The 24,823-nt window shown below is 65.5% G+C and carries 26 protein-coding genes and 1 tRNA gene; 15 read left to right on the top strand and 12 right to left on the bottom strand.

The window, feature by feature from the left end:
- Positions 1-248: 248 nt before the first annotated feature.
- From GGQ90_RS03115 to folE, 3 genes are all read right to left on the bottom strand, one after another.
- Positions 249-1,025, bottom strand: coding sequence for an enoyl-CoA hydratase-related protein (locus GGQ90_RS03115; protein ID WP_188080776.1), 777 nt, complete (start codon positions 1,023-1,025; stop codon positions 249-251).
- 90 nt (positions 1,026-1,115) lie between these two features.
- A complete protein-coding gene (locus GGQ90_RS03110; protein WP_188080775.1) occupies positions 1,116-1,961 on the bottom strand; it encodes an SDR family oxidoreductase in 846 nt (281 codons plus the stop codon).
- Between the two features lie 8 nt (positions 1,962-1,969).
- Positions 1,970-2,578 carry a GTP cyclohydrolase I FolE gene (gene folE / locus GGQ90_RS03105; RefSeq protein ID WP_188080774.1) on the bottom strand — a complete coding sequence of 203 codons (609 nt, stop codon included), beginning with the start codon at positions 2,576-2,578 and terminating at the stop codon, positions 1,970-1,972.
- A 157-nt stretch (positions 2,579-2,735) separates the two neighbouring features.
- On the opposite strand from folE, the gene GGQ90_RS03100 reads away from it, so the two are divergent.
- Entirely contained in the window at positions 2,736-3,332 is a 597-nt protein-coding gene (locus tag GGQ90_RS03100; RefSeq protein ID WP_188080773.1) for a nucleotidyltransferase family protein, read from the top strand.
- A 42-nt stretch (positions 3,333-3,374) separates the two neighbouring features.
- On the opposite strand, the gene GGQ90_RS03095 is transcribed toward GGQ90_RS03100, so the two are convergent.
- Together GGQ90_RS03095 and GGQ90_RS03090 are read right to left on the bottom strand one after the other, a co-directional pair.
- A complete protein-coding gene (locus tag GGQ90_RS03095) occupies positions 3,375-5,045 on the bottom strand; it encodes an MFS transporter (RefSeq protein WP_188080772.1) in 1,671 nt (556 codons plus the stop codon).
- A 47-nt stretch (positions 5,046-5,092) separates the two neighbouring features.
- On the bottom strand, positions 5,093-5,827 hold the full coding sequence (locus tag GGQ90_RS03090) for a metallophosphoesterase family protein (protein WP_188080771.1): 735 nt from the start codon (positions 5,825-5,827) through the stop codon (positions 5,093-5,095).
- A 172-nt stretch (positions 5,828-5,999) separates the two neighbouring features.
- Here GGQ90_RS03090 and GGQ90_RS03085 point away from each other — a divergent pair, with 172 nt between their 5' ends.
- From GGQ90_RS03085 to pgl, 5 genes are all read left to right on the top strand, one after another.
- Positions 6,000-7,208, top strand: a complete 1,209-nt coding sequence (locus tag GGQ90_RS03085) for an acetyl-CoA C-acetyltransferase (protein WP_188080770.1) — start codon at positions 6,000-6,002, stop codon at positions 7,206-7,208.
- A 24-nt stretch (positions 7,209-7,232) separates the two neighbouring features.
- Entirely contained in the window at positions 7,233-9,410 is a 2,178-nt protein-coding gene (locus tag GGQ90_RS03080; protein WP_188080769.1) for a 3-hydroxyacyl-CoA dehydrogenase NAD-binding domain-containing protein, read from the top strand.
- Between the two features lie 67 nt (positions 9,411-9,477).
- Complete coding sequence (galE, locus tag GGQ90_RS03075; protein ID WP_188080768.1) at positions 9,478-10,479, top strand: UDP-glucose 4-epimerase GalE; 1,002 nt, start codon at positions 9,478-9,480, stop codon at positions 10,477-10,479.
- Positions 10,480-10,489: 10 nt separating this feature from the next.
- Positions 10,490-10,966 carry a YbaK/EbsC family protein gene (locus GGQ90_RS03070; protein ID WP_188080767.1) on the top strand — a complete coding sequence of 159 codons (477 nt, stop codon included), beginning with the start codon at positions 10,490-10,492 and terminating at the stop codon, positions 10,964-10,966.
- A gap of 5 nt (positions 10,967-10,971) precedes the next feature.
- Entirely contained in the window at positions 10,972-11,664 is a 693-nt protein-coding gene (pgl, locus tag GGQ90_RS03065) for a 6-phosphogluconolactonase (protein ID WP_188080766.1), read from the top strand.
- 129 nt (positions 11,665-11,793) lie between these two features.
- Here the strand turns inward: pgl and GGQ90_RS03060 are convergent, their stop codons facing one another.
- Complete coding sequence (locus tag GGQ90_RS03060) at positions 11,794-12,060, bottom strand: hypothetical protein (protein ID WP_188080876.1); 267 nt, start codon at positions 12,058-12,060, stop codon at positions 11,794-11,796.
- Between the two features lie 57 nt (positions 12,061-12,117).
- Here GGQ90_RS03060 and GGQ90_RS03055 point away from each other — a divergent pair, with 57 nt between their 5' ends.
- Positions 12,118-13,254 carry an aminotransferase class I/II-fold pyridoxal phosphate-dependent enzyme gene (locus GGQ90_RS03055; protein WP_188080765.1) on the top strand — a complete coding sequence of 379 codons (1,137 nt, stop codon included), beginning with the start codon at positions 12,118-12,120 and terminating at the stop codon, positions 13,252-13,254.
- Positions 13,255-13,386: 132 nt separating this feature from the next.
- Here GGQ90_RS03055 and GGQ90_RS03050 read toward each other — a convergent pair.
- From GGQ90_RS03050 to GGQ90_RS03040, 3 genes are all read right to left on the bottom strand, one after another.
- Positions 13,387-13,471 (bottom strand) — tRNA-Leu (locus GGQ90_RS03050).
- A 99-nt stretch (positions 13,472-13,570) separates the two neighbouring features.
- On the bottom strand, positions 13,571-13,948 hold the full coding sequence (locus GGQ90_RS03045) for an ammonium transporter (RefSeq protein WP_246428103.1): 378 nt from the start codon (positions 13,946-13,948) through the stop codon (positions 13,571-13,573).
- The gene (locus GGQ90_RS03040) at positions 13,933-14,241 is read right to left on the bottom strand and encodes an autorepressor SdpR family transcription factor (protein ID WP_188080764.1); all 309 of its coding nucleotides are present in this window, start codon (positions 14,239-14,241) and stop codon (positions 13,933-13,935) included. Before GGQ90_RS03040 ends, GGQ90_RS03045 begins: the two co-directional genes overlap by 16 nt.
- Before the next feature lie 116 nt (positions 14,242-14,357).
- Here GGQ90_RS03040 and GGQ90_RS03035 point away from each other — a divergent pair, with 116 nt between their 5' ends.
- Positions 14,358-14,696, top strand: a complete 339-nt coding sequence (locus tag GGQ90_RS03035) for a hypothetical protein (protein WP_010337980.1) — start codon at positions 14,358-14,360, stop codon at positions 14,694-14,696.
- A gap of 35 nt (positions 14,697-14,731) precedes the next feature.
- On the opposite strand, the gene GGQ90_RS03030 is transcribed toward GGQ90_RS03035, so the two are convergent.
- On the bottom strand, positions 14,732-16,180 hold the full coding sequence (locus GGQ90_RS03030) for a S41 family peptidase (RefSeq protein WP_188080763.1): 1,449 nt from the start codon (positions 16,178-16,180) through the stop codon (positions 14,732-14,734).
- 194 nt (positions 16,181-16,374) lie between these two features.
- Here GGQ90_RS03030 and GGQ90_RS03025 point away from each other — a divergent pair, with 194 nt between their 5' ends.
- From GGQ90_RS03025 to GGQ90_RS02995, 7 genes are all read left to right on the top strand, one after another.
- Positions 16,375-16,785 (top strand): MerC domain-containing protein, encoded by a 411-nt coding sequence (locus GGQ90_RS03025; protein ID WP_188080762.1) that lies wholly within the window; start codon positions 16,375-16,377, stop codon positions 16,783-16,785.
- A gap of 148 nt (positions 16,786-16,933) precedes the next feature.
- Entirely contained in the window at positions 16,934-18,409 is a 1,476-nt protein-coding gene (gene zwf, locus GGQ90_RS03020; protein ID WP_188080761.1) for a glucose-6-phosphate dehydrogenase, read from the top strand.
- Positions 18,402-20,234 (top strand): phosphogluconate dehydratase, encoded by a 1,833-nt coding sequence (edd, locus tag GGQ90_RS03015; RefSeq protein WP_188080760.1) that lies wholly within the window; start codon positions 18,402-18,404, stop codon positions 20,232-20,234. The genes zwf and edd overlap by 8 nt, the downstream gene beginning before the upstream one ends.
- Positions 20,235-20,300: 66 nt before the next feature.
- The gene (gene glk / locus GGQ90_RS03010) at positions 20,301-21,281 is read left to right on the top strand and encodes a glucokinase (RefSeq protein ID WP_188080759.1); all 981 of its coding nucleotides are present in this window, start codon (positions 20,301-20,303) and stop codon (positions 21,279-21,281) included.
- Complete coding sequence (eda, locus tag GGQ90_RS03005) at positions 21,278-21,895, top strand: bifunctional 4-hydroxy-2-oxoglutarate aldolase/2-dehydro-3-deoxy-phosphogluconate aldolase (RefSeq protein WP_004212030.1); 618 nt, start codon at positions 21,278-21,280, stop codon at positions 21,893-21,895. Before glk ends, eda begins: the two co-directional genes overlap by 4 nt.
- Before the next feature lie 52 nt (positions 21,896-21,947).
- Complete coding sequence (locus GGQ90_RS03000; RefSeq protein ID WP_188080758.1) at positions 21,948-22,469, top strand: hypothetical protein; 522 nt, start codon at positions 21,948-21,950, stop codon at positions 22,467-22,469.
- Positions 22,470-22,646: 177 nt separating this feature from the next.
- Entirely contained in the window at positions 22,647-23,036 is a 390-nt protein-coding gene (locus GGQ90_RS02995; protein ID WP_188080757.1) for a hypothetical protein, read from the top strand.
- Between the two features lie 85 nt (positions 23,037-23,121).
- Here the strand turns inward: GGQ90_RS02995 and GGQ90_RS02990 are convergent, their stop codons facing one another.
- Together GGQ90_RS02990 and hemB are read right to left on the bottom strand one after the other, a co-directional pair.
- Entirely contained in the window at positions 23,122-23,709 is a 588-nt protein-coding gene (locus GGQ90_RS02990; RefSeq protein WP_188080756.1) for a gamma carbonic anhydrase family protein, read from the bottom strand.
- 7 nt (positions 23,710-23,716) lie between these two features.
- Complete coding sequence (gene hemB, locus GGQ90_RS02985) at positions 23,717-24,712, bottom strand: porphobilinogen synthase (protein WP_188080755.1); 996 nt, start codon at positions 24,710-24,712, stop codon at positions 23,717-23,719.
- Positions 24,713-24,823: the final 111 nt, after the last annotated feature.

Genomic DNA, 24,823 nt, shown 5'->3' with positions numbered 1-24,823 from the left:
CGATCATCCCTTCGGGCGACCGCAGATCATGTCATCCATTTGTCATCTGAAACGAGCCCTTCGGGAAAATCCACCACGCGCTTATGATGATTTCCTAACCAGAACGAGACATCTCAAAGTATTGAGATTGCTCAATCAATGCCCGCTTCCTCGCACACGCGCACAAAAAATCCTCCCCAGGCCTGGCCTGGAGAGGATCGAAAAATCGCATACCCTCTCCTTTCCGGAGAGGATCGTTTTTTAGGTCTTTATCGCCCTTTCCAGACGCCCGGACGCTTCTCGACGAAGGCGGTCATGCCTTCCTTCTTGTCCTGCGTGGCGGTCAGTATCTGGAACAGGCGGCGTTCGGTCAGGATGCCCTGGGCCAGGTTGGTCTCGAAGGCTATGTTGACCATTTCCTTGTTCACCATCGCCGCCATCGGCGGCATCGCGGCAATCGCCGCTGCCGTCTTGAGCGCATCATCGAGCAACTCGGCCGCCGGCACGATCCGCGCCACCAGCCCCGCACGCTCGGCTTCTTCAGCCCCCATCATCCGACCGGTCAGGCACATTTCCATCGCCTTGGCCTTGCCGACGGCACGGGTCAGGCGCTGCGACCCACCCATGCCCGGCGCCACGCCCAGCTTCACCTCGGGCTGGCCGAACCTGGCGGTATCGGCTGCCAGGATGAAGTCGGCCATCATCGCCAGCTCGCACCCGCCGCCCAGCGCAAAGCCGGCCACCGCCGCGATCCACGGCTTGCGGGTGGCGACCACCTTGGTCTGCCAGTCGGAGAAGAAATCCTGCAGGAAGAAGTCGGCCGCTTCCTTGTCGACCATCTCCTTGATGTCGGCGCCGGCGGCAAAGGCCTTCTCGCTGCCGGTCAGCACCGCGCAATGCTGGGTCGGGTCGGCATCATAGGCGGCAAAGGCCGCTCCCAAATCCGCCAGCACCTGGCTGTTGAGCGCGTTGAGCGCCTGCGGCCGGTTGAGCGTGATCAGCGTCACCGCGTCCCGCTGTTCCACCAGGATCGTTTCATATGCCATTGCCGTCTCCCTAAGCTGTCAGCGCCGATCTATGTCGGCCAAAAACGGATCGCCAGTCATTGCGACGCGGCGATTTTGCCGATCCTATCGTCAAAGATGCATGAAATCCTGATCATAGCTGCGCATATGGGCGCCGCCATCGACATAGAGGGTCTGGCCCGTCACCGCCGTCGCCCCGGCCAGATAGAGCACCGCCTGCGCGATCTGCTCTGCCTGCGGCAGCCGGCCGAGCGGCATCAGCTGCTCCAGCCGCGCCATCTGATCCGCATCATAATCGGGCGTGGCGATGGTGAGGCCCGGCGCCACTGCATTGACGCGCACCTGCGGCGCCAGGCTGCTGGCCGCCGTTTTCGTCAGGCCGGCGAGCGCCAGCTTGGACAGGGTATAGGCCAACTGGTCGCCATGGGGATGGTCGATCCGCTGGTCGAGGATATTGACGATGCAGCGATCGCCCGTCCCGGCCGGCACAGTCGCGAACGCCTTGGTCAGCATCGTGGGCGCGGCGCAATTGACCGCATAATGGCGCATCAGATCGTCGGCTGTCACGCTGTCGATCCGGTCCTGACCAAAGATCGCGGCGCTGTTGACCAGCAGGTCGGGCGGCCGGCCAAAGCGCTCGGCAACCTGCGCGACCAGTTCCTCGGCCGCTTCGGGATCAGCGAAATCGACGACGAAGCCTTCCCATTCCGCGCCATTTTCCTCCAGCGCAAGCGCCAGATGGGAATCGAGCCGCGTGTCATGGCTACCGTGGATGGCAAGCGAATAGCCGGCCTTCGCCAGCGCTGCCGAAATGATGCCGCCCAGCCGCCGATGACCGCCGGTCACCAGCGCCAGCCGGCGCGAGGCGAGCGGCAAGGGGCCGGTCGCCCCCCCATCCTTCTTAGTGCCGCCGATCGGGCGATAGGCGGGCTCCGCGACTTCCTCCTGTTCGCTCACCCCTTCACTCACGAGGCGATGAGCTTCAGCACTTCCTCGCGCGACTTCTCGTCGTCGCGGAAGACGCCGAGCATGCGGCTGGTCTTCATGATGACGTTCGGAGTGCGCACGCCACGCCCGGTCATGCAGCCATGGGTCGCCTCGATCACCACGGCGACGCCTTGGGGCTTGAGGTTTTCCCAGATGCAGTTGGCAACTTCGGAGGTCAGTCGTTCCTGCACCTGCAGCCGGTTGGCATAGGCGTGCAGCACACGGGCCAGCTTGGAAATGCCGACCACATAGTCGCCGGGCAGATAGGCAATATGCGCGCGACCGACGATCGGCGCCATATGATGTTCGCAATGCGACTGGAACGGGATGTCCTTCAAGAGCACGACATCGTCATAGCCCCCCACCTCGTGGAAGATACGCGAGAGGTGATAGGCCGGATCGTCATTATAGCCGCGGCAATATTCGCGCCAGGCGCGCGCCACACGCTCGGGCGTTTCCATCAGCCCTTCGCGCTCCGGCGCATCGCCCGACCAGCGGATGAGGGTGCGGATCGCCTCCGACACTTCGGCCGGGACCGGCTCCTTCGAGCCTTCGCCTACGGTTTCCGCATCGGGATCATATGCCATGAACTGGGCCACTCCATAATTGTTGGCCCCGGCATATGGCGACTGCGGGTCCGTCTGACCAGCCCTTTTGCCCCGGCTGGACACAACATCGCTGTGGTGGCAAATCACAGGGCAACGGGAACGCACCACAGAAAAATGTCATTACAATCGCACGATCATGCGCACTGAACGCATCGCCGCCGTCCTGCTGGCAGCCGGCATGTCCACACGCTTCGGCGAGGAAGACAAGCTGATGGCCGACCTGCGCGGCAAGCCGGTCGCCGCGCACACGCTGGAAACGGTCGCGTCCATGGCCTTTGCCGAACTGGTCGCCGTCGTCCGGCCGATCGAATTTGCGCCGGTGCTGCACCGCAAGCTCGATCGGCGCGGCTATGACATCCTGGTCAATGCCCATCCCGAGGAAGGGATTTCGAGCAGCATCCGCCTGGCGGTCGAGCATCTCATGGACAAGCGCAAGGTACGCGGCATCCTGATCTGCCTGGCCGACATGCCCGACGTGCCGCAGACCCATTATAACCATATCTGCATGGCGGCGGAGGATATCCGCTCGGTCGTCGCCAGCACCGATGGCTTTTCCTCAACCCCGCCCGCCTTCATCGGGCGCAAGCATTTCCCCGAACTGCTGGCGCTCAAAGGCGACCAGGGCGCGCGCGCGCTGCTGAGCCACGGCATCCAGATCGAAACGATCGGCAATGTGCTGCACGACATCGACACGCCGGAGGATCTTGGCCGCCCCCCGGTGACACCGACCTGAGGCACAAAAAGAGCAGGCGAAGCCGCTTTGCCTTGCCCCGCTTCAGGTCGATCGCGTCGGATCGGTCAGACCGTCGCCCATTTCTCGCGGATCAGGAGCACGACTGAGCGGCAGCGATCCGGTCTGGCGTTCCAGCATGCGATGCACCACCGGCGCCTTGCCCCCGCTGTGCAGCGCGTGGATCGTCTCACTATTGGTGACGTCGGCGATGGTGCGCCGCTGGTTATGGCGGACATAGTCGAGCCAGGTCGACACATGATAGCGCTCGACCCAGAGTTCCGGATCGCCCAAGTCGCGCATCAGCGACCAGCCATGTGCGCCGTCCCGCTTGCGGATGCGGCGGCGCTCGCTCATCGCGCTCAGGAACGGCACGACCGATCCGGCCGGAATGCGATATTCGATCGTCACGACCACCGGGCCGCTGCGCGGCTCTACCGGCACCGCCGTTTCCGGCTCGCGCCAGCGGTTCTGCAGGTCCAGATTATCCTCGCCGATCTGCGGCAGCGGTCGGACCAGGCCGATCATGGCGGCAAAAAACTGGACGGCGGCCGAGACGTAAAGCGCGACATCGACGCCATGGCCTTCGGCCAGATTGCCGAACAGCCAGGCGCCGATCGCCATGCCGCCGAAAGCGGTCATCTGGTAAATGGCGACGGCGCGGGCGACGACCCAGCGCGGCGCCGACATCTGCACGGAGACGTTGAAGGTCGACAGCGCCATGACCCAGCCAGCGCCCGCCAGCAAATAGCCCAGCAGCGCCAGCGCCAGATAGCCGGACATGGCGGTGATAGCCGTACCCGCCGCCAGCGACAGCGCTGCCGACCGAACGATCGTCTCGATCGAAAAGCGCGTCCGCAATCGCCGGGTCGACAAAGCCCCTGCCACCGCCCCGACGCCAAAGGCGCCGCTGGTTAAACCGAAGGTCAGTGCGCCGCCGCCGAGCACATCGCGCGCCACCAGTGGCATCAGCGCCGACACCGCACTCGCCCCGATGCCAAAGGCCCCGCCACGCAGCAGCACCAACTGGATATTGGGCGACATGGAGACATAACCGAGTCCGGCCCACATCGCGACGCCCAGCCGCTCGCGCGGAAGCAGCTTGGGTGGCAATTCCGGCCGCCAACGCGCCAGCACCGCGACCAGGCCGATATAGCTGACCGCATTGGCGAGAAACGCCGCTGCCGCCCCCGCCGCCGCGACGATCACGCCGCCCAGCGCTGGGCCGGTGCTGCGCGCCAGATTGAAACCCATGCTGTTCATCGCGACGGCACTGGGCAGCACGGCGCGCGGCACCATGTCGCCGACCGACGCCTGCCAGGCCGGACCGTTGACCGCCGTTGCGCAGCCGATGAGGAAGGTGAAGCCCAACAAGGTCCAGGGCGTCAGCGCGCCGAGCCAGGCGACCAGCGCAAGCGCCGTCGACACCAGCAGCATGACGATCTGGCAGGCCATCATAACCTTGCGCCGATCCAGATTGTCGGCGACCGCGCCGGCCCAGAGCGAGAGCAGCATGATCGGCAGCGTCGTCGACGCCGGCACCAGCGCCACCAGCACCGGTGAGGCGGACAGAGAGGTCATCATCCAGGCCGCACCGACCGACTGGATCAACCCGCCGAAATTGGACGCCAGGCTCGCGATCCAGATCGCGCGAAAGATGGGAATGGCAAAGGGCGAGGAAGGCTGGGGGGACTCGGTGTCAGGCACGCAAACCATCAAGCGGATTTAGGAACGTCGGTCAAACCCGCGACTCGACCTTTGGTTCATATCCGTCCGGTGCGCAGCGCCCGGCCCCAGTCGGGCCGTCCCCGTGCATCGGCCGTGACGGCGGCACGTTCGACGTCATAGGTGACCAGGACGATCTCCGCATGCCAATCGTCAGCCGTCCGCTCGACCAGCGCATAGCGGGCCTCGGGCGATCCGGTCTCCACCTTGTGCGGCCAGGGACGATCATCGTCATAGGCCGGCAGGCCGACGCTGCCCGGATTGACGATCAGCCCACCATCGGCGCGACGATGGATGCGCGGCACATGGGTATGGCCGCACAGGATCAGCGGCGCGACAACGCCCCCTGCCCGCGCCTCGACCTCCGCCTCGGTCGCGCCGCGTAAGCCGGTCGGCTCGATCGTTTCGAGCCAATAGTCGAGGTCGCTGCCCGGCGTGCCATGGACCATCAGCACCTCGTCGGTCAGCCACAATGTCTCGGGCAAGGCGGCGATCCAGTCGCGATGGCGCGGCGCCAGCCGATCATGAGTCGCCCGGTCCGACGCGCCCATCCGGTCGGGCGCCAGCGTCAGCAATTGCCGCTCATGATTGCCCCGGATCGTCGGCAGGTCCATCGCCATCAGCCGATCGGCGGTCTCGCAGGGGAAGAGCGGCCCCGACAGGATGTCACCGAGATTGACACATAGATCGACATTGCGTGCGGCCACGTCCGCCAGCACGGCGTCGAGCGCATCGATATTGCCGTGGATGTCGGAAATAACCGCAATCTTCATCTGGCGCTTGCCCCGCTGAAATCCGGCCCCACATCAGGTCCGCACCTGACCTTACGGCAAGGCCATGTCGGCGGAAACCGACCATTTCGGGCTTGCACTTTACGTAAACGTAAATACATTCAGGGCCACTTCCGGTGCGCCAAAAGCCGCCAACGGAGAGGGAAAAGGAACCATGGAAGCCTATATCTACGACGCCGTCCGCACGCCCCGTGGCCGGGGCAAGAGCGACGGTTCGCTCCACGACATCACCCCCATCCAGCTTGCGACGCAGATGCTCGAAGCGGTGCGCGACCGCACCCAGATCGACACCGCCGACGTCGACGACGTGATCCTGGGCTGCGTCAGTCCGGTCGGTGAACAGGGCGCGGATATCGCGCGCGTCGCCGTGCTCAATGCCGATTATGCCCAGACCGTGCCGGGCGTGCAGATCAACCGTTTCTGCGCATCGGGGCTGGAAGCGGTGAACATGGCGGCGGCCAAGGTCTATTCGGGCGAAGCGATGTTCGCGATCGGCGGCGGCGTCGAATCGATGAGCCGCGTGCCGATGGCATCGGACGGCGGCGCCTGGGCAATGGACCCGGCGGTCGCCTACAAGACCTATTTCGCGCCCCAGGGCATCGGCGCCGACGTGATCGCCACCAAGTTCGGCATCAGTCGCGACGATGTCGACGCCTATGCCGTCGAGAGCCAGCGCCGCGCCAAGGCCGCCTGGGACGAAGGCCGCTTCAAGAAGTCGATCGTGCCGGTCCGCGACGTGATCGGCGGCATCGCGCTCGACCATGACGAACATATGCGCCCCGACGCGACGATGCAGTCGCTCGGCAGCCTGAAGCCCAGCTTCCAGGCGCTGGGCGAGGACATGCCCGGCTTCGACACGGTCGCCCTGCTGCGCTATCCCGAGCTGGAAAAGGTCAACCATGTCCATCATGCCGGCAACAGCAGCGGCATCGTCGATGGCGCCGCCGCCGTGCTGGTCGGCAACAGGGAAATCGGCGAGAAATACGGCCTGAAGCCGCGCGCGAAGATCAAGGCGATGGCCTCGATCGGCTCCGAACCGCTGATCATGCTGACCGGCCCGGAATTTGTCGCCGGCAAGCTGCTGGCCCGTGCCGGCATGACCACCGCCGACATCGACCTGTGGGAACTGAACGAAGCCTTCGCCTCGGTCGTGCTGCGCTACATGCAGGCGATGAACCTCGACCACGGCAAGATCAACGTCAATGGCGGCGCGATCGCCATGGGCCATCCACTGGGCGCCACCGGCGCCATGGTGCTGGGCACCGCGCTCGATGAGCTGGAACGCTCGGGCAAGGGCACCGCGCTCATCAACCTGTGCGTCGGCGCGGGCATGGGCACCGGCATCATCATCGAGCGCGTGTAAGCGGCGGATTTAGGAGAGACACATATGGAAACCATCCGCTTCGACATCGATGCCGACGGCATCGCCACCCTGACGATCGACGTGCCCGGCCAGTCGATGAACGTCATCGGCCCCGACTTCCTGGCCGATCTCGACGCCGCCATCACCCGCATCGCGTCGGAAGAAGGCATCAAGGGCGCGGTCATCGCATCGGGCAAGGACAGCGGCTTCATGGCCGGCATGGACCTGAAATATTTCGGGTCGATGCTTGCCAGCGCCGATGGACAGCGCCCCGCCCCCACCGCGATCTTCGACAATGTGTTCGTGCTGAACCAGCTGTTCCGTCGCCTGGAAACCGCCGGCAAGCCGGTCGCCTGCGCGATCGAGGGCACCTGCGTCGGCGGCGGCTTCGAACTGGCGCTGGCCTGCCATCGCCGCTTCGTCGGTGACAGCCCCAAGACCCAGCTCGGTCTGCCCGAGATCCTGATCGGCCTGTTCCCCGGCGGCGGCGGTTCGCAGCGCCTGCCGCGCATCATGGGCGTGCAGGCGTCGCTGATGTATATGCTGCAGGGCAAGTTGTTCCGCCCGGCCGAAGCCGCGATGCTGAAGGTCGTGGACGGCGTGGTGCCGCAGGGCACGGCGCTCGCCGCTGCCAAGGACTGGGTCAAGGCCAACCCGACCGCCAGCACCCAACCCTGGGACGTCAAGGGCTTCAAGGTGCCCGGCGGGGCCGGCGGCTTCAACCCCGCCTTCGTCCAGACCATGGCCGGCGCCCTGCCGATGACGCTCAAGCAGACCCAGCGCAACATGAACGCGCCGATCGCTTTGCTGTCGGCGGTCTATGAGGGCATCACCTTGCCGATGGACCGGGCGATCCGGATCGAAAGCAAATATTTCGCCAAGGTCGCCGCCGATCCTCAGGCGTCGAACATGATCCGCACCCTGTTCGTCAACAAGCAGGCGGCCGAACGCGGCGCGCGTCGTCCCAAGGACGAGGCCAAGGCGCCGACCACCAAGCTCGCCATGCTGGGTGCCGGCATGATGGGCGCGGGCATCGCCACCGTCGCGGCGCAGGCCGGGATGGACGTGGTGCTGTTCGACCGCGACCAGGCCTATGCGGAAAAAGGCAAGGCCCATGTCGAGGCGGTCCTCTCCAAGCGTCTGGGCCGTGGCATGACGCCCGAGAAGATGGCCGCCACCCTGGCCCGCGTCACCCCGACCACCGACTATGCCGCGCTTGCCGGCGCTGACTTCGTGATCGAGGCGGTGTTCGAGGATGTCGCGATCAAGGCGGAAGTCACCAAGCAGGTCGAAGCCGTGCTCGGCGCCGACACCATCTTCGGTTCCAACACCTCGACCCTGCCGATCACCAAGCTGGCCAATGCCTGGTCCAAGCCCGAGAATTTCATCGGCGTCCATTTCTTCTCGCCGGTCGAGAAGATGCCGCTGGTCGAAATCATCCTGGGTGAGAAGACCGGCCCGGCGGCGATCGCCAAGGCGCTCGACTTCGTTGCCCAGATCAAGAAGACGCCGATCGTCGTCCATGACAGCCGCGGCTTCTACACCTCGCGCAGCTTCGGCACCTATGTCCAGGAAGGCGCGGAGCTGGTCGGCGAAGGCATCAACCCGGCGCTCATCGAAAATGCCGGCAAGCAGCTTGGCATGCCGACCGGCCCGCTGGCGGTCAGCGACGAGGTATCGATCGAACTGGGCGTCAAGATCATGACCGCGGCCAAGAAGGAACTGGGCGATGCCTATGTTCCCCAGGGGTCGGACGACATCATGCTCAAGATGGTCGAGGCCGATCGCCTGGGCCGCAAGAATGGCAAGGGCTGGTACGACTATCCCGAAGGCGGCAAGAAGCATCTCTCGCCGGTGCTGGGCGATCTGTTCCCGCGCGCCGACGCCCAGCCGGACGTCGAGGAAGTCAAGGAACGCCTCCTCTATCGCCAGCTGATCGAATGCGCCCGCTGCTTCGAGGAAGGCGTGCTGGAAACGCCGGAAGATGGCGATATCGGCGCGATCTTCGGCTGGGGCTTCGCGCCCTATACCGGCGGTCCGTTCAGCCATATGGACACGGTCGGCATCGCCCATGTCGTGGCCGTGCTGGACCGGCTGGCCGCCGCCCATGGCCCGCGCTTCGCCCCCACGGCGCAACTGCGGGAAATGGCGGCCAACGGCGCGACCTTCTATCGCCCCGTTCCGTCTCGCGCTGCAGCATGAGCGATTTGTAAATCGTAACGCTTCTGTATTAGGTCTCCTTGGACATATTCGGGGAGACCTTTTTCTTATGAGCAAGCCAACGGTTCTGGTCACGGGCGGCGCCGGCTATATCGGCAGCCATGCGGTGCTGGCGCTGAAGGATGCCGGCTATGGCGTGGTGGTGATCGACAATCTGGTCACCGGCTTCCGTTGGGCCGTGCCGCAGGATGTCCCCTTCGTGCAGGGTGATATCGCCGACCAGGTGCTGGTGCAGGCGACGCTGCGTGAGCATGGCGTCCAGGCGATCATGCATTTCGCCGGATCGGTAGTGGTGCCGGAATCGGTCGAAAACCCGCTCAAATATTATAACAATAACAGCGCCAAGACCCGCGACCTGCTGGAGAGCGTGGTCGCCGTCGGCGTGCCCCATTTCATCTTCTCCTCGACCGCTGCCACCTATGGCATCCCCGAGGAAAGCCCGGTCAGGGAAACGACGCCGCAGCGGCCGATCAATCCCTATGGCATGTCGAAGCTGATGACGGAGTATATGCTGCGCGACGTCGCCGCCGCCCACGCCATGAACTTCTGCGCGCTACGCTATTTCAACGTCGCCGGCGCCGATCCGCAGGGTCGCACCGGCCAGTCGACGGCGGGCGCCACCCACCTGATCAAGGTCGCGGTCGAGGCGGCGCTGGGCAAGCGCAGCCATGTCAGCGTCTTCGGCACCGATTTCGCCACGCCCGACGGCACCGGCGTGCGCGACTATATCCATGTCAGCGATCTGGCCGCCGCCCATGTGCTGGCGCTCGAAGCGCTGATCGCCCATCCCGATCGCAACTATATGCTCAATTGCGGCTATGGCCGGGGCTTCTCCGTGCTCGAAGTGCTGGACGCGGTCGACAGGGTCACCAACATGACGATCGAGCGCCGACTGGAAGGGCGCCGTGCGGGCGACCCCGATGCGCTGATTTCCGACAATAGCGCGCTCATGGCCGAATTTCCCTGGCAGCCGCGTTATGCCGATCTCACCCAGATCGTCGATCATGCGCTCGCCTGGGAACGCAAGCTCAGCGACATTCAAAAGGGATGAGGCAGAAGGCATGAGCGAAGCCAGCGTCCGCGCCTTCTTCGCCGCGCAGGCCCCCGATGTCGTCATCATCGATCAGGGCGTCAGCACCGCAACGGTGATCGAGGCGGCGGCCGCGCTCGGCGTCGAACCCGCGCGCATTGCCAAGACCTTGTCGCTGCGCGTCGGCGACAGCGTCGTGCTGGTCTGCGCGCGCGGCGACGCGCGCCTGTCCAATGGCAAGGCGAAGGCCGCGCTGGGCGCCAAGCCGCGCATGCTGGGCGCGCATGAGGTGGAGGAGATTACCGGCCATCCGGTCGGCGGCGTCTGCCCCTTCGGCCTCGCCAGCGCCCTGCCCGTCTATTGCGATGCCTCCTTGCAGGCGTTCGACACCGTATTTCCGGCGGCGGGATCGCGCACCGCCTCGGTCGAACTGACGCCCGACCGGCTTGCCGCCTTGACCGGGGCGCAATGGATCGACATCTGCACCCTTCCAGAAATCGTCGAGTGAGAGCCATGCCGACCGAACATCTTTTCGCCACCGGGGCGCAGGCCGCCACCGATATCGCCGCCCGGATCGCCACCCTGTTGTCGGACGCGATCGCCCAGCGCGGTGTCGCGACGCTGGCCGTGTCGGGCGGCCGCTCGCCCCGCCCGGTGCTGGAAGCGCTGTCGAAAGTGCCGCTCGACTGGACCAGGCTGATCGTCACTCTGGTCGACGAACGCTGGGTCGATCCGGTCAGCGCCGACAGCAATGAACGGCTGGTGCGCGAAACCCTGCTTCAGGGTCCGGCCGCCGCCGCCCGCTTCGTGCCGATGAAGAACAGCGCCGCCGACGCCTATGCCGGCCAGAGCGCGGTCGAGGCGGACGTCGCCGCTTTGCCCTGGCCATTCGACATCATCCTGCTGGGCATGGGCGATGACGGCCACACCGCATCGCTCTTCCCGGAGGGCGAGGAACTGGCCGAGGGGCTTTCCACTCAGGCTTATACCATCGCCGCCACCCCGCCGGTCGCGCCGCACCAGCGCCTGTCGCTGACCGCGCACGCGATCCTGCAAAGCCGCCACATCTTCCTGCAGATCGGCGGCGCGGGCAAGAAGGCCATCTATGACCAGGCTCTCGCCGGCGGCCCGGTCGAGCAACTGCCGATCCGCCTTGCCCTGCTGCAGGACAAGGTGCCGGTCGAGGTCTGGATCGCCGAAGCCTAAAAACATCCTCCCCTGCAAGGGGAGGGGGACCATTTGCGCAGCAAATGGTGGAGGGGTATCCCGTTTGCGATAGGGCGACACCCCTCCGTCACGCGCTACGCGCGCGCCACCTCCCCTTGCAGGGGAGGATTATCGGTCGCGCAGCGCATGTTTCGAGATCAGATAGCGCCACACGCCAACCCCGTTGATCGCCAATAGAGCAACATTCTGCCAGCCGATGCCCTCGCTATCCTTGTCGAGGAAGCCCCAGCCGATCAGCGCGATGGAGCTGGTGACGAACAGCACAAAGGCCCAGCCGGTGATCCGCCTTCCCAGGTTCAGCGACACCAGCAGCGCCGCGAGCGTGGCGGCGCCAGCACCATAATATTGCAGGGCGGTGAGCAGCGCTTGGTTCATGCCAGACAGAACGTAGCGGCCATGGACATGGTTGCCCGCACAGAATAGGCACCCCGCATGATTGCCCAGATCGATCCCTTCCACGCCATCGCCATCAGCCGCGAAGCCCATGCCCTCAAGGCTGCGGGCCGCTCCATCCTGCACATGGAATTCGGCCAGCCCTCGACCGGCGCGCCCGCCGCCGCCATCGCGCTGGCGCACGAGGTGCTCGACACCGATCCGATGGGCTATTGGGAAAGCCCGGCGCTCAAGGAACGGATCGCCCGCCTCTATGCCGATCGGCACAATGTCGCCGTCGATCCTGAACAGGTGCTGCTGACCTGCGGCGCCTCGCCCGGTCTGGTGCTGGCGCTCACCAGCCTGTTCGCGCCCGGCGCCCGCGTCGCCACCGCGCGGCCGGGCTATGTCGCCTATCGCAATACGCTCAAGGCACTCTATCTGGAGCCGGTCGAGATCGCCTGCGGTCCGGCCGAACGCTATCAGATCAGCGCCGACGCGCTGGCCGCGCTCGATCCAGCGCCAGACGGCCTGATCCTTGCCAGCCCGGCCAACCCGACCGGCACGATCATCCCGGCCGACGAACTGGCGGCGATCGCCAGGGTCTGCGCCGACCGCGGTATCCGCATCATCTCCGACGAAATCTATCATGGCCTCAGCTTCGGCGAGCCGGCCCGGTCGATGCTGGAATTTGCCCCCGACGCGGTGATCGTAAACAGCTTCTCCAAATATTTCAGCATGGCCGGCTGGCGGCTGGGCTGGATCGTCGTGCCCACCGACCTGATCGGCGCGGCGCGGGCGCGGATGGGCAATCTGTTCCTCACCCCCCCGGTGCTGGCGCAGCAGGCCGGCCTTGCCGCCTTCGACTGCACCGATGAGCTTGAAGGCCATGTCGACACCTATCGCCGCAACCGGCAATTGCTGCTCGACGCCCTGCCCGCGCTCGGCCTCGCCAGCATCGCCCCACCCGACGGCGCCTTCTACATCTATGCCGATATCAGCCATCTCACCAATGACAGCCTGGCCTTCTGCCAGAAGCTGCTGCGCGAAACCGGCGTCGCCACCGCGCCGGGGATCGATTTCGATCCGGTCGACGGCCACCGCTTCATCCGCTTCAGTTTTGCCGTCTCGACCGACCGGGTCGAGGACGCGATCGCGCGAATGATCCCCTGGTTCCAGGCCCAGCCAAACCGCTGATCAAAGAAAAGAGAAATAACGGATCCGAAAGGGTCCGCAAGGGCGCCAAAATGATTATGGCGGCCGCCCGAGCTTATGCGAGGAAAGCCAAGCGGGCGGATGCCCGCGCCGGCGCCTGAGGCTAATCAAAGATGGTGCGGGCGGTCGGAATCGAACCGACACTCCTTGCGGAACCGGATTTTGAGTCCGGCGCGTCTACCAGTTTCACCACGCCCGCATCTGATCGTGGAAGGGGGCACCTAGCAGGTCGCGAACCGGCTGCAAAGCCCCCAAAATCACTCCCGCAACAAAGCCGCCAGGCAGGCGAAACAAGGGCCTAGCGGCGGGCGCGCAGCCGGGCGCGCAGAGAGAGGCCGTAGCCGATCGTCACGGCCATCCCCGCCCCCACCGCGATGCAGCCGCCGACGACCGCCACCGGTATCGGCGCGAACGCCCAGAAGCCGGCATAGACGATGCCGCTGAGCGCCATCGACCAGCCGCCGACCCGCGCCATCTGCCGCGCGCAGGCGTCCGGCAGGAAAGCCTTGGGCATGCGATTGCCATACCAAGCGATCATCACCCCGTTGGCGCCGATCACCAGCCGCGTGACCATGTCACCGTCCAGCCAGTCGAGCTTGCGCCCCTGGCTGGCGGCCAGCGCCAGCAGCAAGATACCGCCACCCCAGAGCAGGCCCGCCTTCAATTCCCTGTCCATCCTGCCTTCTCCCGTTGCTGATCCGGCGCCCCCACACCGATGCCGAACGACTGGGCGAAGCCCAGCAGCGCCTCTTCCAGCACCGACAGCTTGAGATGATAGATGACCGACTTGCCGGCCTTTTCCGCATGGACCAGGTCAGCCTCCTTCAGCACCGCGAAATGCGCCGACATGGTCGGTTTGGAGACATCGAACTGGTCACTCAGGTCTCCCGCGCTCATCGGCCCCTGCCGCAGCAATTGCAGCACCCGGCGACGGGTCGGATCGGACAAGGCGCGGAAGACCTGGCTCATGATGAGATAATTAGCTAAATATCGAAATGAGTCAAGCGGCCATGACGATCCCCGTGGCGCTCCCGCGCCGGCTGCGATAGGGAGCGGCCAAAGTTTCCTTCAATCCAGGCAGAGATATGGCCCGCAAATATTCCAAACATGGCCCCTATGAAGATGTGCATCGCGAGGAAGAGGAAGCGCCGCCTCCGCCGCCCTGCTGGCTGTGCGGGCGTCCAACGGGCACGACCATCGTGTGGCACCATCCCGTTCCCAAGAGCCGGGGAGGCCGCGACGTCGTGCCGATGCATGGCATCTGTCAGCAGACGCTGATCGCCAATTTCACCAATTCCGAATTGCAGCGCCACGGCATGGACGTGGAGGGCCTGCTGCTCCATCCGCCGATCCGCAAGTTCGTCGACTGGGTGGCGAACAAGGATCCCGATTTCACCGCGACCATCACCAAGAAGCAGCGCTGAGCGAAGTCAGCGCTGCCGCCTGATCGGCCAGTCGGTCAAAACAGACCCGGCACCTCGCGCTGGGCCGGATTGGGCCGCTGCGGCGCCAGCAATTCGCGCGGAGCGGAAACCGGCGACGTCACTGCCTTTCGGCTGAGCGTCGCCACCGCGCCGCCGATCGGCGTGCAGCTACGCCCGGCGATGAAGTCCAGCGCCTGGCGGGTCGCCGCCTCGCGCGGATCGCCCAGCGGATAGCTGATATCGTCCCACGCCTGGCAACTGGCCTTCATGCTGCTCGCCAGCCCATCATAATAATCGGCGTTGCCCGCGCCATTCTGGGTCGCAAAGGCAACCACCCGCAACCGGTCGTCACAGGCCTCGCGATCGATCGCGATCTGCCCGACCGGCTTGCCATAGGTGTTGGCGCCGATCAGCGCCGCCTGCGTGCCGAGCAAGGGGATGAAGGCGTTGATGACGCCTTCGCTGGCCGATGCCGTGCCGCCGCTGCCGATGAAGGCGATGCGGGTGGGCGCAACGGACTGCGCCAGCGGTTCGAAATAATGGGTCTGGTTCTGGCCGCTCTTTTCCGTGCGATAGGTCATGCGCATGAAGATGTCGGTGGGCGCCCGGTTCGCGCCGAGCAGATCGCCCAGCACCTTGGCGGTCGAGACAAGGCCGCCGCCATTATAGCGCAGGTCGAGGATGATGTCAGTCACGCCCTGCGCCTTGAAACCGGCGAAGGCGTCGCGCAGCGGCTGTTCGGCCGACAGGATGAAGGTGCGCAGATTGACATAGCCGACACGGCGGCCGCCATCGTCGATCACCCGCGCGCCATAGCGGTTCGATACCGGCATCAGGTCGAAGTCGCGCTTGGTCACGGATACGGTGCGGGTGCTGTTCGCGTCGGCGATGCGCAGCAGCCGCGTGGTTCCGGCACTGTCCGGCCCCATCGCATCGGCCACGGCATTGGCGCCGCCCGACGCGAACAGCGACGACACGCTGCGCATGTTGGTGATGCTGGTGCCGATCTCCAATATCTCCGCGCCGCGATCGATGCCGGCGGCCAGCGCCGGGCCGTTCTCGAACGATTCGATGACGAACAGGCGGGTCGCCCCGCTGTCGGTCGCGAAGCGAAGGCCGAAACCGGCACTCGACCCCGACTGATAATAGGCATCCTCCGCCTTGATGGAGGTGAGATAGGTGAAATAGCGATCCCGCCGCTGCGACCGCGCGCCCTGCGTCAGCGCGTCGATATAGCTGTCGACGCTGGCATAGCCGGCCGGGCTGAGCGCAGACGGCAGGGTTTCGGGGAAAAGATACCATTCCTTGAGCGTCGCCGCCGCCCAATCCTGCCGCTCCCGCACCGAACAGCTTGCGGTCGGCGTGGGCGTTGGCGTCGCCGTCGGCGGTGCAGTGCCCGCGCTGTCGGACCCGCCACCGCCGCAAGCCGCCAACATCGCCAGCCCACCCGCCAGCAACGCCAGCCGCGCAACTCCATGCTTCATCGATATTCCCCCCAAAGACCGCGGACGGGATAATCGGCGCGCCGTGGCGCGGCAAGACAGCCTTGAAACAAAAGAGCTTTCCGGGCCGGAAACCAATGGCTCCGACAGCGTATTCCGCCCTCGCCCTTGACTTCCCATGTCCCCATATCGATATGCGGGGAATAAATGTAATATTATATCATTCAGGAAAAATCATGCCCCATTGCGAAGCGCCGGACCACGGCCCGGCCGGCCGCCCCCGCTCCTGGCTCGACGGCTTCGCCGTCTGCGCCTCCGCGCTCTGCACCGTCCATTGCCTCGGCCTGCCGCTGCTCTTCGCCTTGCTGCCGACCATCGCTGCGCGGATTGATCCGGGCGAATCCTTCCACCTACTGATGCTCGCCATCGCCGTGCCGACCAGCCTGTTCGCGCTGTTGCAGGGCTGGCGCCGCCACCGCGCCGCCCTGCCATTCGGCATCGGCCTGACTGGCCTGTCGCTGATGGCGGTCGGCGCACTGGTCGCCCGTACCCCGCTCGGCGAAGCGATCTGGACCGTCGGCGGCAGTGCCCTGCTGGCCGGCGCACACATCCTCAACTGGCGCCGGGGCCTGCGCACCGCCTGTTGATCGCGGCTCTCGGCCGCCCGACCCCACCGCGAGTCGTTCGCAGTTGCAGCATCATTTTCCTGCCTATAGCCTGCTTGCGTAACAAAGCACGGCCGGTATAAGGACCGCATCGTGCAGATATAGATAACTAACGGAGAAGGACTGTCCTTTGACCGAACCGTCTGCCACGTTCCTGTTGTTCGGTGCCACCGGCGATCTCGCCCGGCGCATGATTTTCCCATCGCTCTACAATCTTCTGTCGGACGACTTGCTGCCCGACGACTTCCTGATCATCGCATCGGGCCGGACCGAGATGGCGGACGAGGCGTTCCGCGACGAAGTGTGCGCCGCGCTCAAGCAGTTCCTGCCTGCCGACCGCTATGATAGCGACATCGCCACGCGGTTCCGCACAATGATCATCTATCAACCTGTGGACTCCAGCAACGGCGCCCATTTCGCCGAACTGGCCGAGCGGGTAGACGGACGCCTGGAACGCGGCATCTCCGTCTATCTCTCGACCCCGCCCTCACTGTTCGGCCCGACCGCTCAGGGACTGGCCGACGCCGGCCTCATCACGCCCAAGACGCGGATCGCGATGGAAAAACCGATCGGCAAGGATCTCGAATCCTCGAAGGTGGTGAACGACAGTATCGGCCACCTCTTCGCCGAAGAACAGATTTTCCGCGTCGACCATTATCTGGGCAAGGAGACCGTCCAGAATCTGCTCGCCCTGCGCTTTGGCAATCTCATGTTCGAACCGCTGTGGAACGCGACCGGCATCGACCATGTCCAGATCACCGTCGCCGAAACCGTCGGGCTGGAGGGCCGCGTCTCCTATTATGACGGTGTCGGCGCGCTGCGCGACATGGTGCAGAACCATATCCTCCAGATCCTGTCGATCATCACCATGGAGCCGCCCGCGCGGATGGACCCGACCGCGGTGCGCGACGAAAAGGTGAAGGCACTGCGTTCGCTGCGCCCGATGACGGCCGAAACGGTCAAGACCCACAGCGTGCGCGGCCAATATACGCCCGGCGCCGTCGGCGGCCAGATCGTCACCGGCTATGCCGACGAACTGGGCCAGCCGTCCGACACCGAAACCTTCGTCGCATTGAAGGCCTATATCGACAATTGGCGCTGGCAGGGCGTGCCCTTCTACCTGCGCACCGGCAAGCGGCTGCCCGCGCGCCAGTCGGAAATCATGATCCAGTTCAAGCCGGTCCGTCATTCGATCTTCGGCCGCGACGGCCAGCATTCTGGTGGGGGATCGGGCCTCGAACCCAATACGCTGATCATCCGCCTGCAGCCGGAGGAATATATCCGCCTGCTCATCATGTCGAAGCGGCCGGGCCTGGAACAGCAGGTCCATCTGGAGGAAGTGACGCTAGACGTGTCGCTGACCGCCGCCTTTGCCGGCCAGCGTCGCCGTATCGCCTATGAACGGCTGATCCTCGACCTGCTCGCCGGCAACCAGACCCTGTTCGTCCGCCGCGACGAGGTGGAAGCCCAATGGGCCTGGATCGATTCCATTATCGACGGATGGAAGGAGGCCCACATGAAGGTGTCGCCCTATTCCTCCGGGAACTGGGGGCCGTCCTCGGCCATTGCCCTTATCGAACGCGACGGAGCCAGCTGGCATGACTGATCTTCACCCCGTGATCGCCAAGGTCACAGACCGCATCACCGAACGCAGTGCGGCGACGCGCCTCAAATATCTCGACCTGATCGAACGGGGCCGCAATGCGGGCACCAACCGCGACCAGCTGTCGTGCGGCAACCTCGCCCATGGCTTTGCCGCCAGCGGCGAGGACAAGGCTGTCATCCGCACTGGCCGGGCGATGAACATCGGCATCATCACGGCCTATAACGACATGCTTTCGGCGCATCAGCCCTATGGCCGCTACCCCGAGCAGATCAAGATCGCCGCGCGCGAGATCGGCGCCACGGCGCAGGTGGCAGGCGGCGTGCCCGCCATGTGCGACGGCGTGACCCAGGGCCAGGCCGGCATGGACCTTTCCCTGTTCAGCCGCGACACCATCGCGCTCTCCACCGCCGTATCGCTCAGCCATGCGATGTTCGAAGGCAATCTGATGCTCGGCATCTGCGACAAGATCGTGCCGGGCCTGTTGATCGGCGCGCTGCGCTTTGGCCATCTGCCGACCATCCTGATCCCCGCCGGACCGATGCCCTCGGGCCTCGCCAACAAGGAAAAGGTCCGCATCCGCCAGCTCTATGCCGAGGGCAAGGTGGGGCGCGACGAACTGCTCGAAAGCGAAAGCGCCTCCTATCATGGCGCGGGCACCTGCACCTTCTACGGCACCGCCAATTCCAACCAGATGATGATGGAAGTCATGGGCCTGCACATGCCCGGCGCCGCCTTCGTCAATCCGGGCACGAAACTGCGCAGCGAACTGACCCGCGCCGCCACCCATCGCATCGCCGACATCGGCTGGGACGGCAATGACTATCGCCCGCTCGGCCACTGCGTCGATGAAAAGGCGATCGTCAACGCGATCATCGGCCTGATGGCCACCGGCGGTTCGACCAACCATGCGATCCACCTACCCGCTATCGCGCGCGCGGCCGGCATCCATATCGACTGGACCGACTTTGCCGAACTGTCGGACGTGGTGCCGCTGCTGGCGCGCGTCTATCCCAACGGATCGGGCGACGTGAACCATTTCCACGCGGCCGGCGGCATGGCCGTCATCATCCGGGAACTGCTCGACGCCGGCCTGCTCCACCGCGACATCATGACCGTCGCGCGCCAGGATCTGACCGACTATGGCAAGGAACCGGTGCTACAGGATGAGGCGCTGGTGTGGCAGGACGTCCCCGCCAGCCGCGACGAGGCGATGCTGCGCCCGGCCTCCAACCCGTTCCAGCCTGACGGCGGCATGAAGCTGCTCCAGGGCAATCTTGGCCGCTGCGTGATGAAGGTCAGCGCGGTCGACAAGGAACGCTGGACGATCGAGGCGCCGGCCGCGGTCTTCCACGATCAGGACGATGTGCTGCGCGCCTTCAAGGCGGGCGAACTGGAACGCGACGTGATCGTCGTCGTCCGCTTCCAGGGCCCGCGCGCCAACGGCATGCCCGAACTGCACAAGCTGACCCCGGCGCTGGGCGTGCTGCAGGATCGCGGCTTCAAGGTCGCGCTGCTGACCGACGGCCGCATGTCGGGCGCCTCGGGCAAGGTGCCCGCCGCCATCCACCTGTCGCCCGAGGCGCTGGGTGGTGGTCCGATCGGCAAGCTGCGCGATGGCGATCTCGTCCGCGTCTGTGCGGAGAGTGGCCAGGTCGAGGCGCTGGTCGATGCCGCCACCTGGGACGCGCGCGACATTCCCGCCGCCCCGCCGCCGCCCTATGACACCGGCCGCGAACTCTTCGCGCTGTTCCGCCACAATAGCGACCTCGCCGAACAGGGCGCTTCCCCGATCCTCGCCGCGATGGACGCAGAACTCGCGATATAAGCACAGCCATTCGCGCTGCGCTCGCCTGTCCGATGCGCCGGCGCGGATGTCCGGAGAGAGAGACATATGACCGACATCATCGCCGCCGACATTGGCGGCACCAATGCGCGCTTCACCCGCGCCTCGCTGGACGACAAGGGCGTGCCGACGCTCGGCACCGTCCGCAAGTACAAGGTCGCCGACTATCCCAGCCTCCAGGCCTGCTGGGAGGCCTTTGCCGATGATGAAGCGAAGGCCGGCGCAGGCCCGTTGCCCGACGCCGCCTCGATCGCCTTCGCCACCGCCATCGGCCGCGAAGTCATCAAGCTGACCAACAGCAACTGGGTGATCCGCGCCGATACGCTGGCGGAGGATCTGGGCCTGCGCACGGTGCGCCTGGTCAATGATTTCGAGGCCGTCGCCCATGCCGTCTCGCGCCTGCCCGACGAAAATCTGCCCCTGCTGTTCGGCGAGGACCGCCCCTTCCCGCGCGACGGCGGCGTCACCGTGGTCGGCCCCGGCACCGGCCTTGGCGTCGCGATGATCGCCTATGACGATGGCCATCCCCATGTCATCGCGACCGAGGGCGGCCATCTCGACTTCGCCCCGCTCGACCAGATCGAGGTGAAGATCCTCGACTATCTGCGCGACAAGTTCCTGCGCGTCTCGACTGAACGGATCGTGTCGGGGCCGGGCCTCAACTATATCTACAAGGCGCTGGCCACCATCGGCCATGACCGGGTGATGCTGATGGAAGACCCCGAACTGTGGCAGGCCGCGCTCGACGGCAGCGACGAGTTCGCCCGCCGCGCGCTCGACCGCTTCTGCCTCTGCTATGGCTCGGTCGCGGGCGATCTGGCACTGGCGCATGGCCCCCATGCGGTGGTACTGGCCGGCGGCCTCACCCAGCGGATGAAGGATTTTCTCGAACAAAGCGGCTTCCACACCCGCTTCAAGGCCAAGGGCCGGTTTGAGAGCCTGATGGCGACCGTGCCGATCCGCTGCGCGATCCATGAAGAAATCGGCCTGTTCGGCGCTGCCGCGGCCTTTAGGGAGAAGAATGCATGAGCTTGACCGTCGAACAGGTGATGGAACTGGCCCCGGTGATCCCGGTGCTGGTGGTCGATCGGGTCGAGGATGCGCTCCCCATTGCCCAGGCGCTGGTGAAGGGCGGCCTGCCCGCCCTTGAAGTCACGCTGCGTACCCCCGCCGCGCTCGACGTCATCCGCGAGATGGCGAAGGTCGAAGGCGCGGTCGTCGGCGCCGGCACGGTGCTGAACCCGGCCCAGCTCGACGCCGCGATGGAAGCGGGCGCCCGCTTCATCGTCAGCCCGGGCCTCACCGAACCGCTGGGCAAGGCCGCGATCGCCGCCAACATTCCCTTCCTGCCGGGCACCGCCACAGCCGGCGACATCATGCGCGGCATGGACATGGGCCTTTCCCACTTCAAATTCTTCCCCGCCGAAACCTCGGGCGGCCTGCCGGCGCTCAAGGCGCTGGCCGCGCCGCTCCACACTGCCCGCTTCTGCCCGACCGGCGGCATCACCGCCCAGAGCGCGCCCGAATGGCTGGCCCAGCCCTTCATCAAATGCGTCGGCGGCAGCTGGGTCGTGCCCAAGGGGCCGATCGATCCCGCGGTGATCGAGGCACTGGCGCGCGAAGCCGCCGCCCTGCCCCGCTAATCTATAGCCGGGACGGGGTTACGCCATTGCGCCTCCCCCCGTCCCGCCCTAGATGCAGATCATGATCACGCGCCGCTTCCTTCCCACCATCGCCCTGATCCTGTCGGGCTGCGCCGGCGCGCATGAAAGCTATCCCTCGCTCGCCAAGCGCCCGGTCGAAAGCGCGCCGATGGCAGAGGCGCCCGCCGCGCCGATCCCGCAGCCGGCCGACGACAAGCTCAAGGCCCAGATCGGCCAGCTCACCAGCCAGGCACAGAGCGGCGGCGCCCATTTCGACAAGGCCTATGCCAGCGCCGACCGCGCCGTGAACAGCGCCGGCCGCGCATCGGTATCGAGCGACGCCTGGGTCGCCGCGCAGGTCGCGATCAGTGCCGCCGAAGCCGCCCGCAACGACAGCGTCTCCGCCCTCGCCAGCCTCGACACCCTGTTCATCGAACGCTCCAACGCGGTCGCCGATGGATCGGAAAAGGGCGGCGTCGCGGATATCGACGCAGCGCGCGCCAGCGTCCTGTCGATGGTCGACAGCCAGAATGACCGCATCGACGCCCTGAAAAATCGCCTGCCCCAGCCTTAAGCCTTCACTGACCATTTGGGCGCATAGCGAATATGTGTCCGGAGACCATCCGCGCGATGGCAGGGGGTGATGATGCAACGATTTTTGCTGGCTGCGCTCATGAGCGCCATATGCGGATCGACATCCGCCCATGCGCAAATATCAGTTGCCACCCCCCTGCCGCCGCCACCGGAGAATATGACCATCAATTCTGAAGGGCGCGGCAGCAGTCTGGGCTATGTCGTCAGCCTGGGCTATTTTACCGAGGCGGAGATGCAAGATCCGGAATGGGAATTTGCCCGGGCGAAAACCGCAAACATATGGTGGTGCCGGTCGGAGGCGCGTCTGAGGCGGCGTGACATACGATGGGTTCCCGCCAATGACGGCTCCGGCAAGCAATGCGCGATGGCGATTTACACCTCGGAGTGCCTGGAACCGCGCGACATGGCGGAAAATGTCGATCCCGGATTTTCAGACAGGCTGGAACAGGACAGGCATGAACTGATGACCAAGCCCGTTCCGGGACCATCGGGTGTGGGCTGCGGCGAGAAGGATCGCGCATTGCGGCATGATCCACCTTCCAAATAGAGCCTTAGACTTTCGCATCCGGAAGTGACTGTCGGATAAGACAAGGCCTCACGCCTGTAGGGCATAGGCCACGACTGTCCCGCCTTCACCCCATCTGTCGCACCGCGCCCTTATGCGCTTTCCCGTTATGGACATAATGGTCCACGCCTTCCCGCATGGTGATGATCGCCTCGTCGGTCAGGTCGCGCATATATTTGGCCGGGCGCCCGGCCCATAGCTGCCGATGCAGCACCGTCTTGCCGGGCGAGAGCAGCGCGCCCGCCGCCAGCATCGCGTCGCTTTCCACCGTGCAGCCGCTCATCACGATCGCCCCCAGCCCGACGAACGCCCGGTCCTGCAGCACGCAGCCATGGACCATCGCCATATGGCCGATCAGCACATCCTCGCCGATGATGGTGGGATAGCCCTCCGCCGGATAGCCCGGACGGCCGTCGCCGGGGCTGTCGCAATGGACGACCGCGCCGTCCTGGATGTTGGTACGCGCGCCGATACGGATATGGTTCACATCGCCCCGGATCACGCAATTATACCAGATACTGGCGTCCGCGCCGATCTCGACATCGCCGATGATCCGGCATCCCGGCGCGATGAAGGCGCTGGGGTGGATCAGCGGCGCCTTGCCGTTCAGCGGGATGATCGAAACATCAGGATGGTCGGCGGGATGATCGGTCATCTACGCCTCAACCGTTCAGCAGTCGCGCCGCGTGCAGCGCATGATAGGTCAGCACGCCCGAACAGCCCGCCCGCTTGAACGCCATCAGCGTCTCCAGGATCAGCGCATCGCGATCGCCCGAGCCGGCGGCGGCGCCATGTTCGATCATCGCATATTCGCCCGACACCTGATAGGCGAAGACCGGCACGGAGAAACGGTCGCGCACCCGCGCGACGATATCCAGATAGGGCAGGCCCGGCTTCACCATCACACTGTCCGCGCCCTCGGCCAGGTCCAGCGCAACCTCACGCAGCGCTTCCTCGCCATTGGCCGGGTCCATCTGGTAATTTTTCTTGTCGCCCTTCAGCAGCCCGCGCGATCCCACCGCGTCGCGGAACGGACCATAGAAGGCGCTGGCATATTTGGCGGCATAGGCCATGATCTGGACATTGGCGTGGCCGGTTTCCTCCAGCGCCTCGCGGATCGCGCCGATCCGGCCGTCCATCATGTCGCTGGGCGCGATGATATCGGCGCCCGCCGCCGCCTGATTGAGCGACTGGCCGATCAGCATGTCGATCGTCGCGTCATTGATCACATAGCCGGTCTCGTCGAGCAGCCCGTCCTGACCATGGGCGGTATAGGGGTCGAGCGCCACATCGGTCAGCACGCCGATGTCGGGCACCGCATCCTTGATCGCACGGATCGCCCGGCACATCAGGTTGTCGGGGTTCAGCGCCTCGGCGCCATCGTCGCTACGGCGATCGGCCTGGGTATTGGGGAACAGCGCCAGGCAGGGAATGCCGGCGTCGCGCGCCTCCTTCGCCCGCGCCACCATCAGGTCGACCGACCAGCGCGACACGCCGGGCAACGCCGCGATCGGTTCTTCGACGCCATCCCCTTCGGTGACGAACAGGGGCCAGATGAAATCGCTGGGCGACAGGCGGTTTTCGGCATGCATCGCCCGGCTCCAGGCGGTGGCACGGGTGCGGCGCATACGCAACGCCGGATAGGAGGCAAGTGTCATGGCCCGGGTGTAGGCCGCTGCCCCAAGGGGATCAAGCCGGACCGATTGTCCTGCCCTGGCGGGATTGGGTGGTTTCCTGCCATTCCCCTCCCGCTGGCGGGAGGGGCAGCG

The organism is Sphingobium scionense (assembly GCF_014197035.1).
GTDB lineage: Bacteria > Pseudomonadota > Alphaproteobacteria > Sphingomonadales > Sphingomonadaceae > Sphingobium > Sphingobium scionense.
Note: the sequence above shows the minus strand (reverse complement) of the source record. Positions and strands in the feature narration are given on the sequence as shown.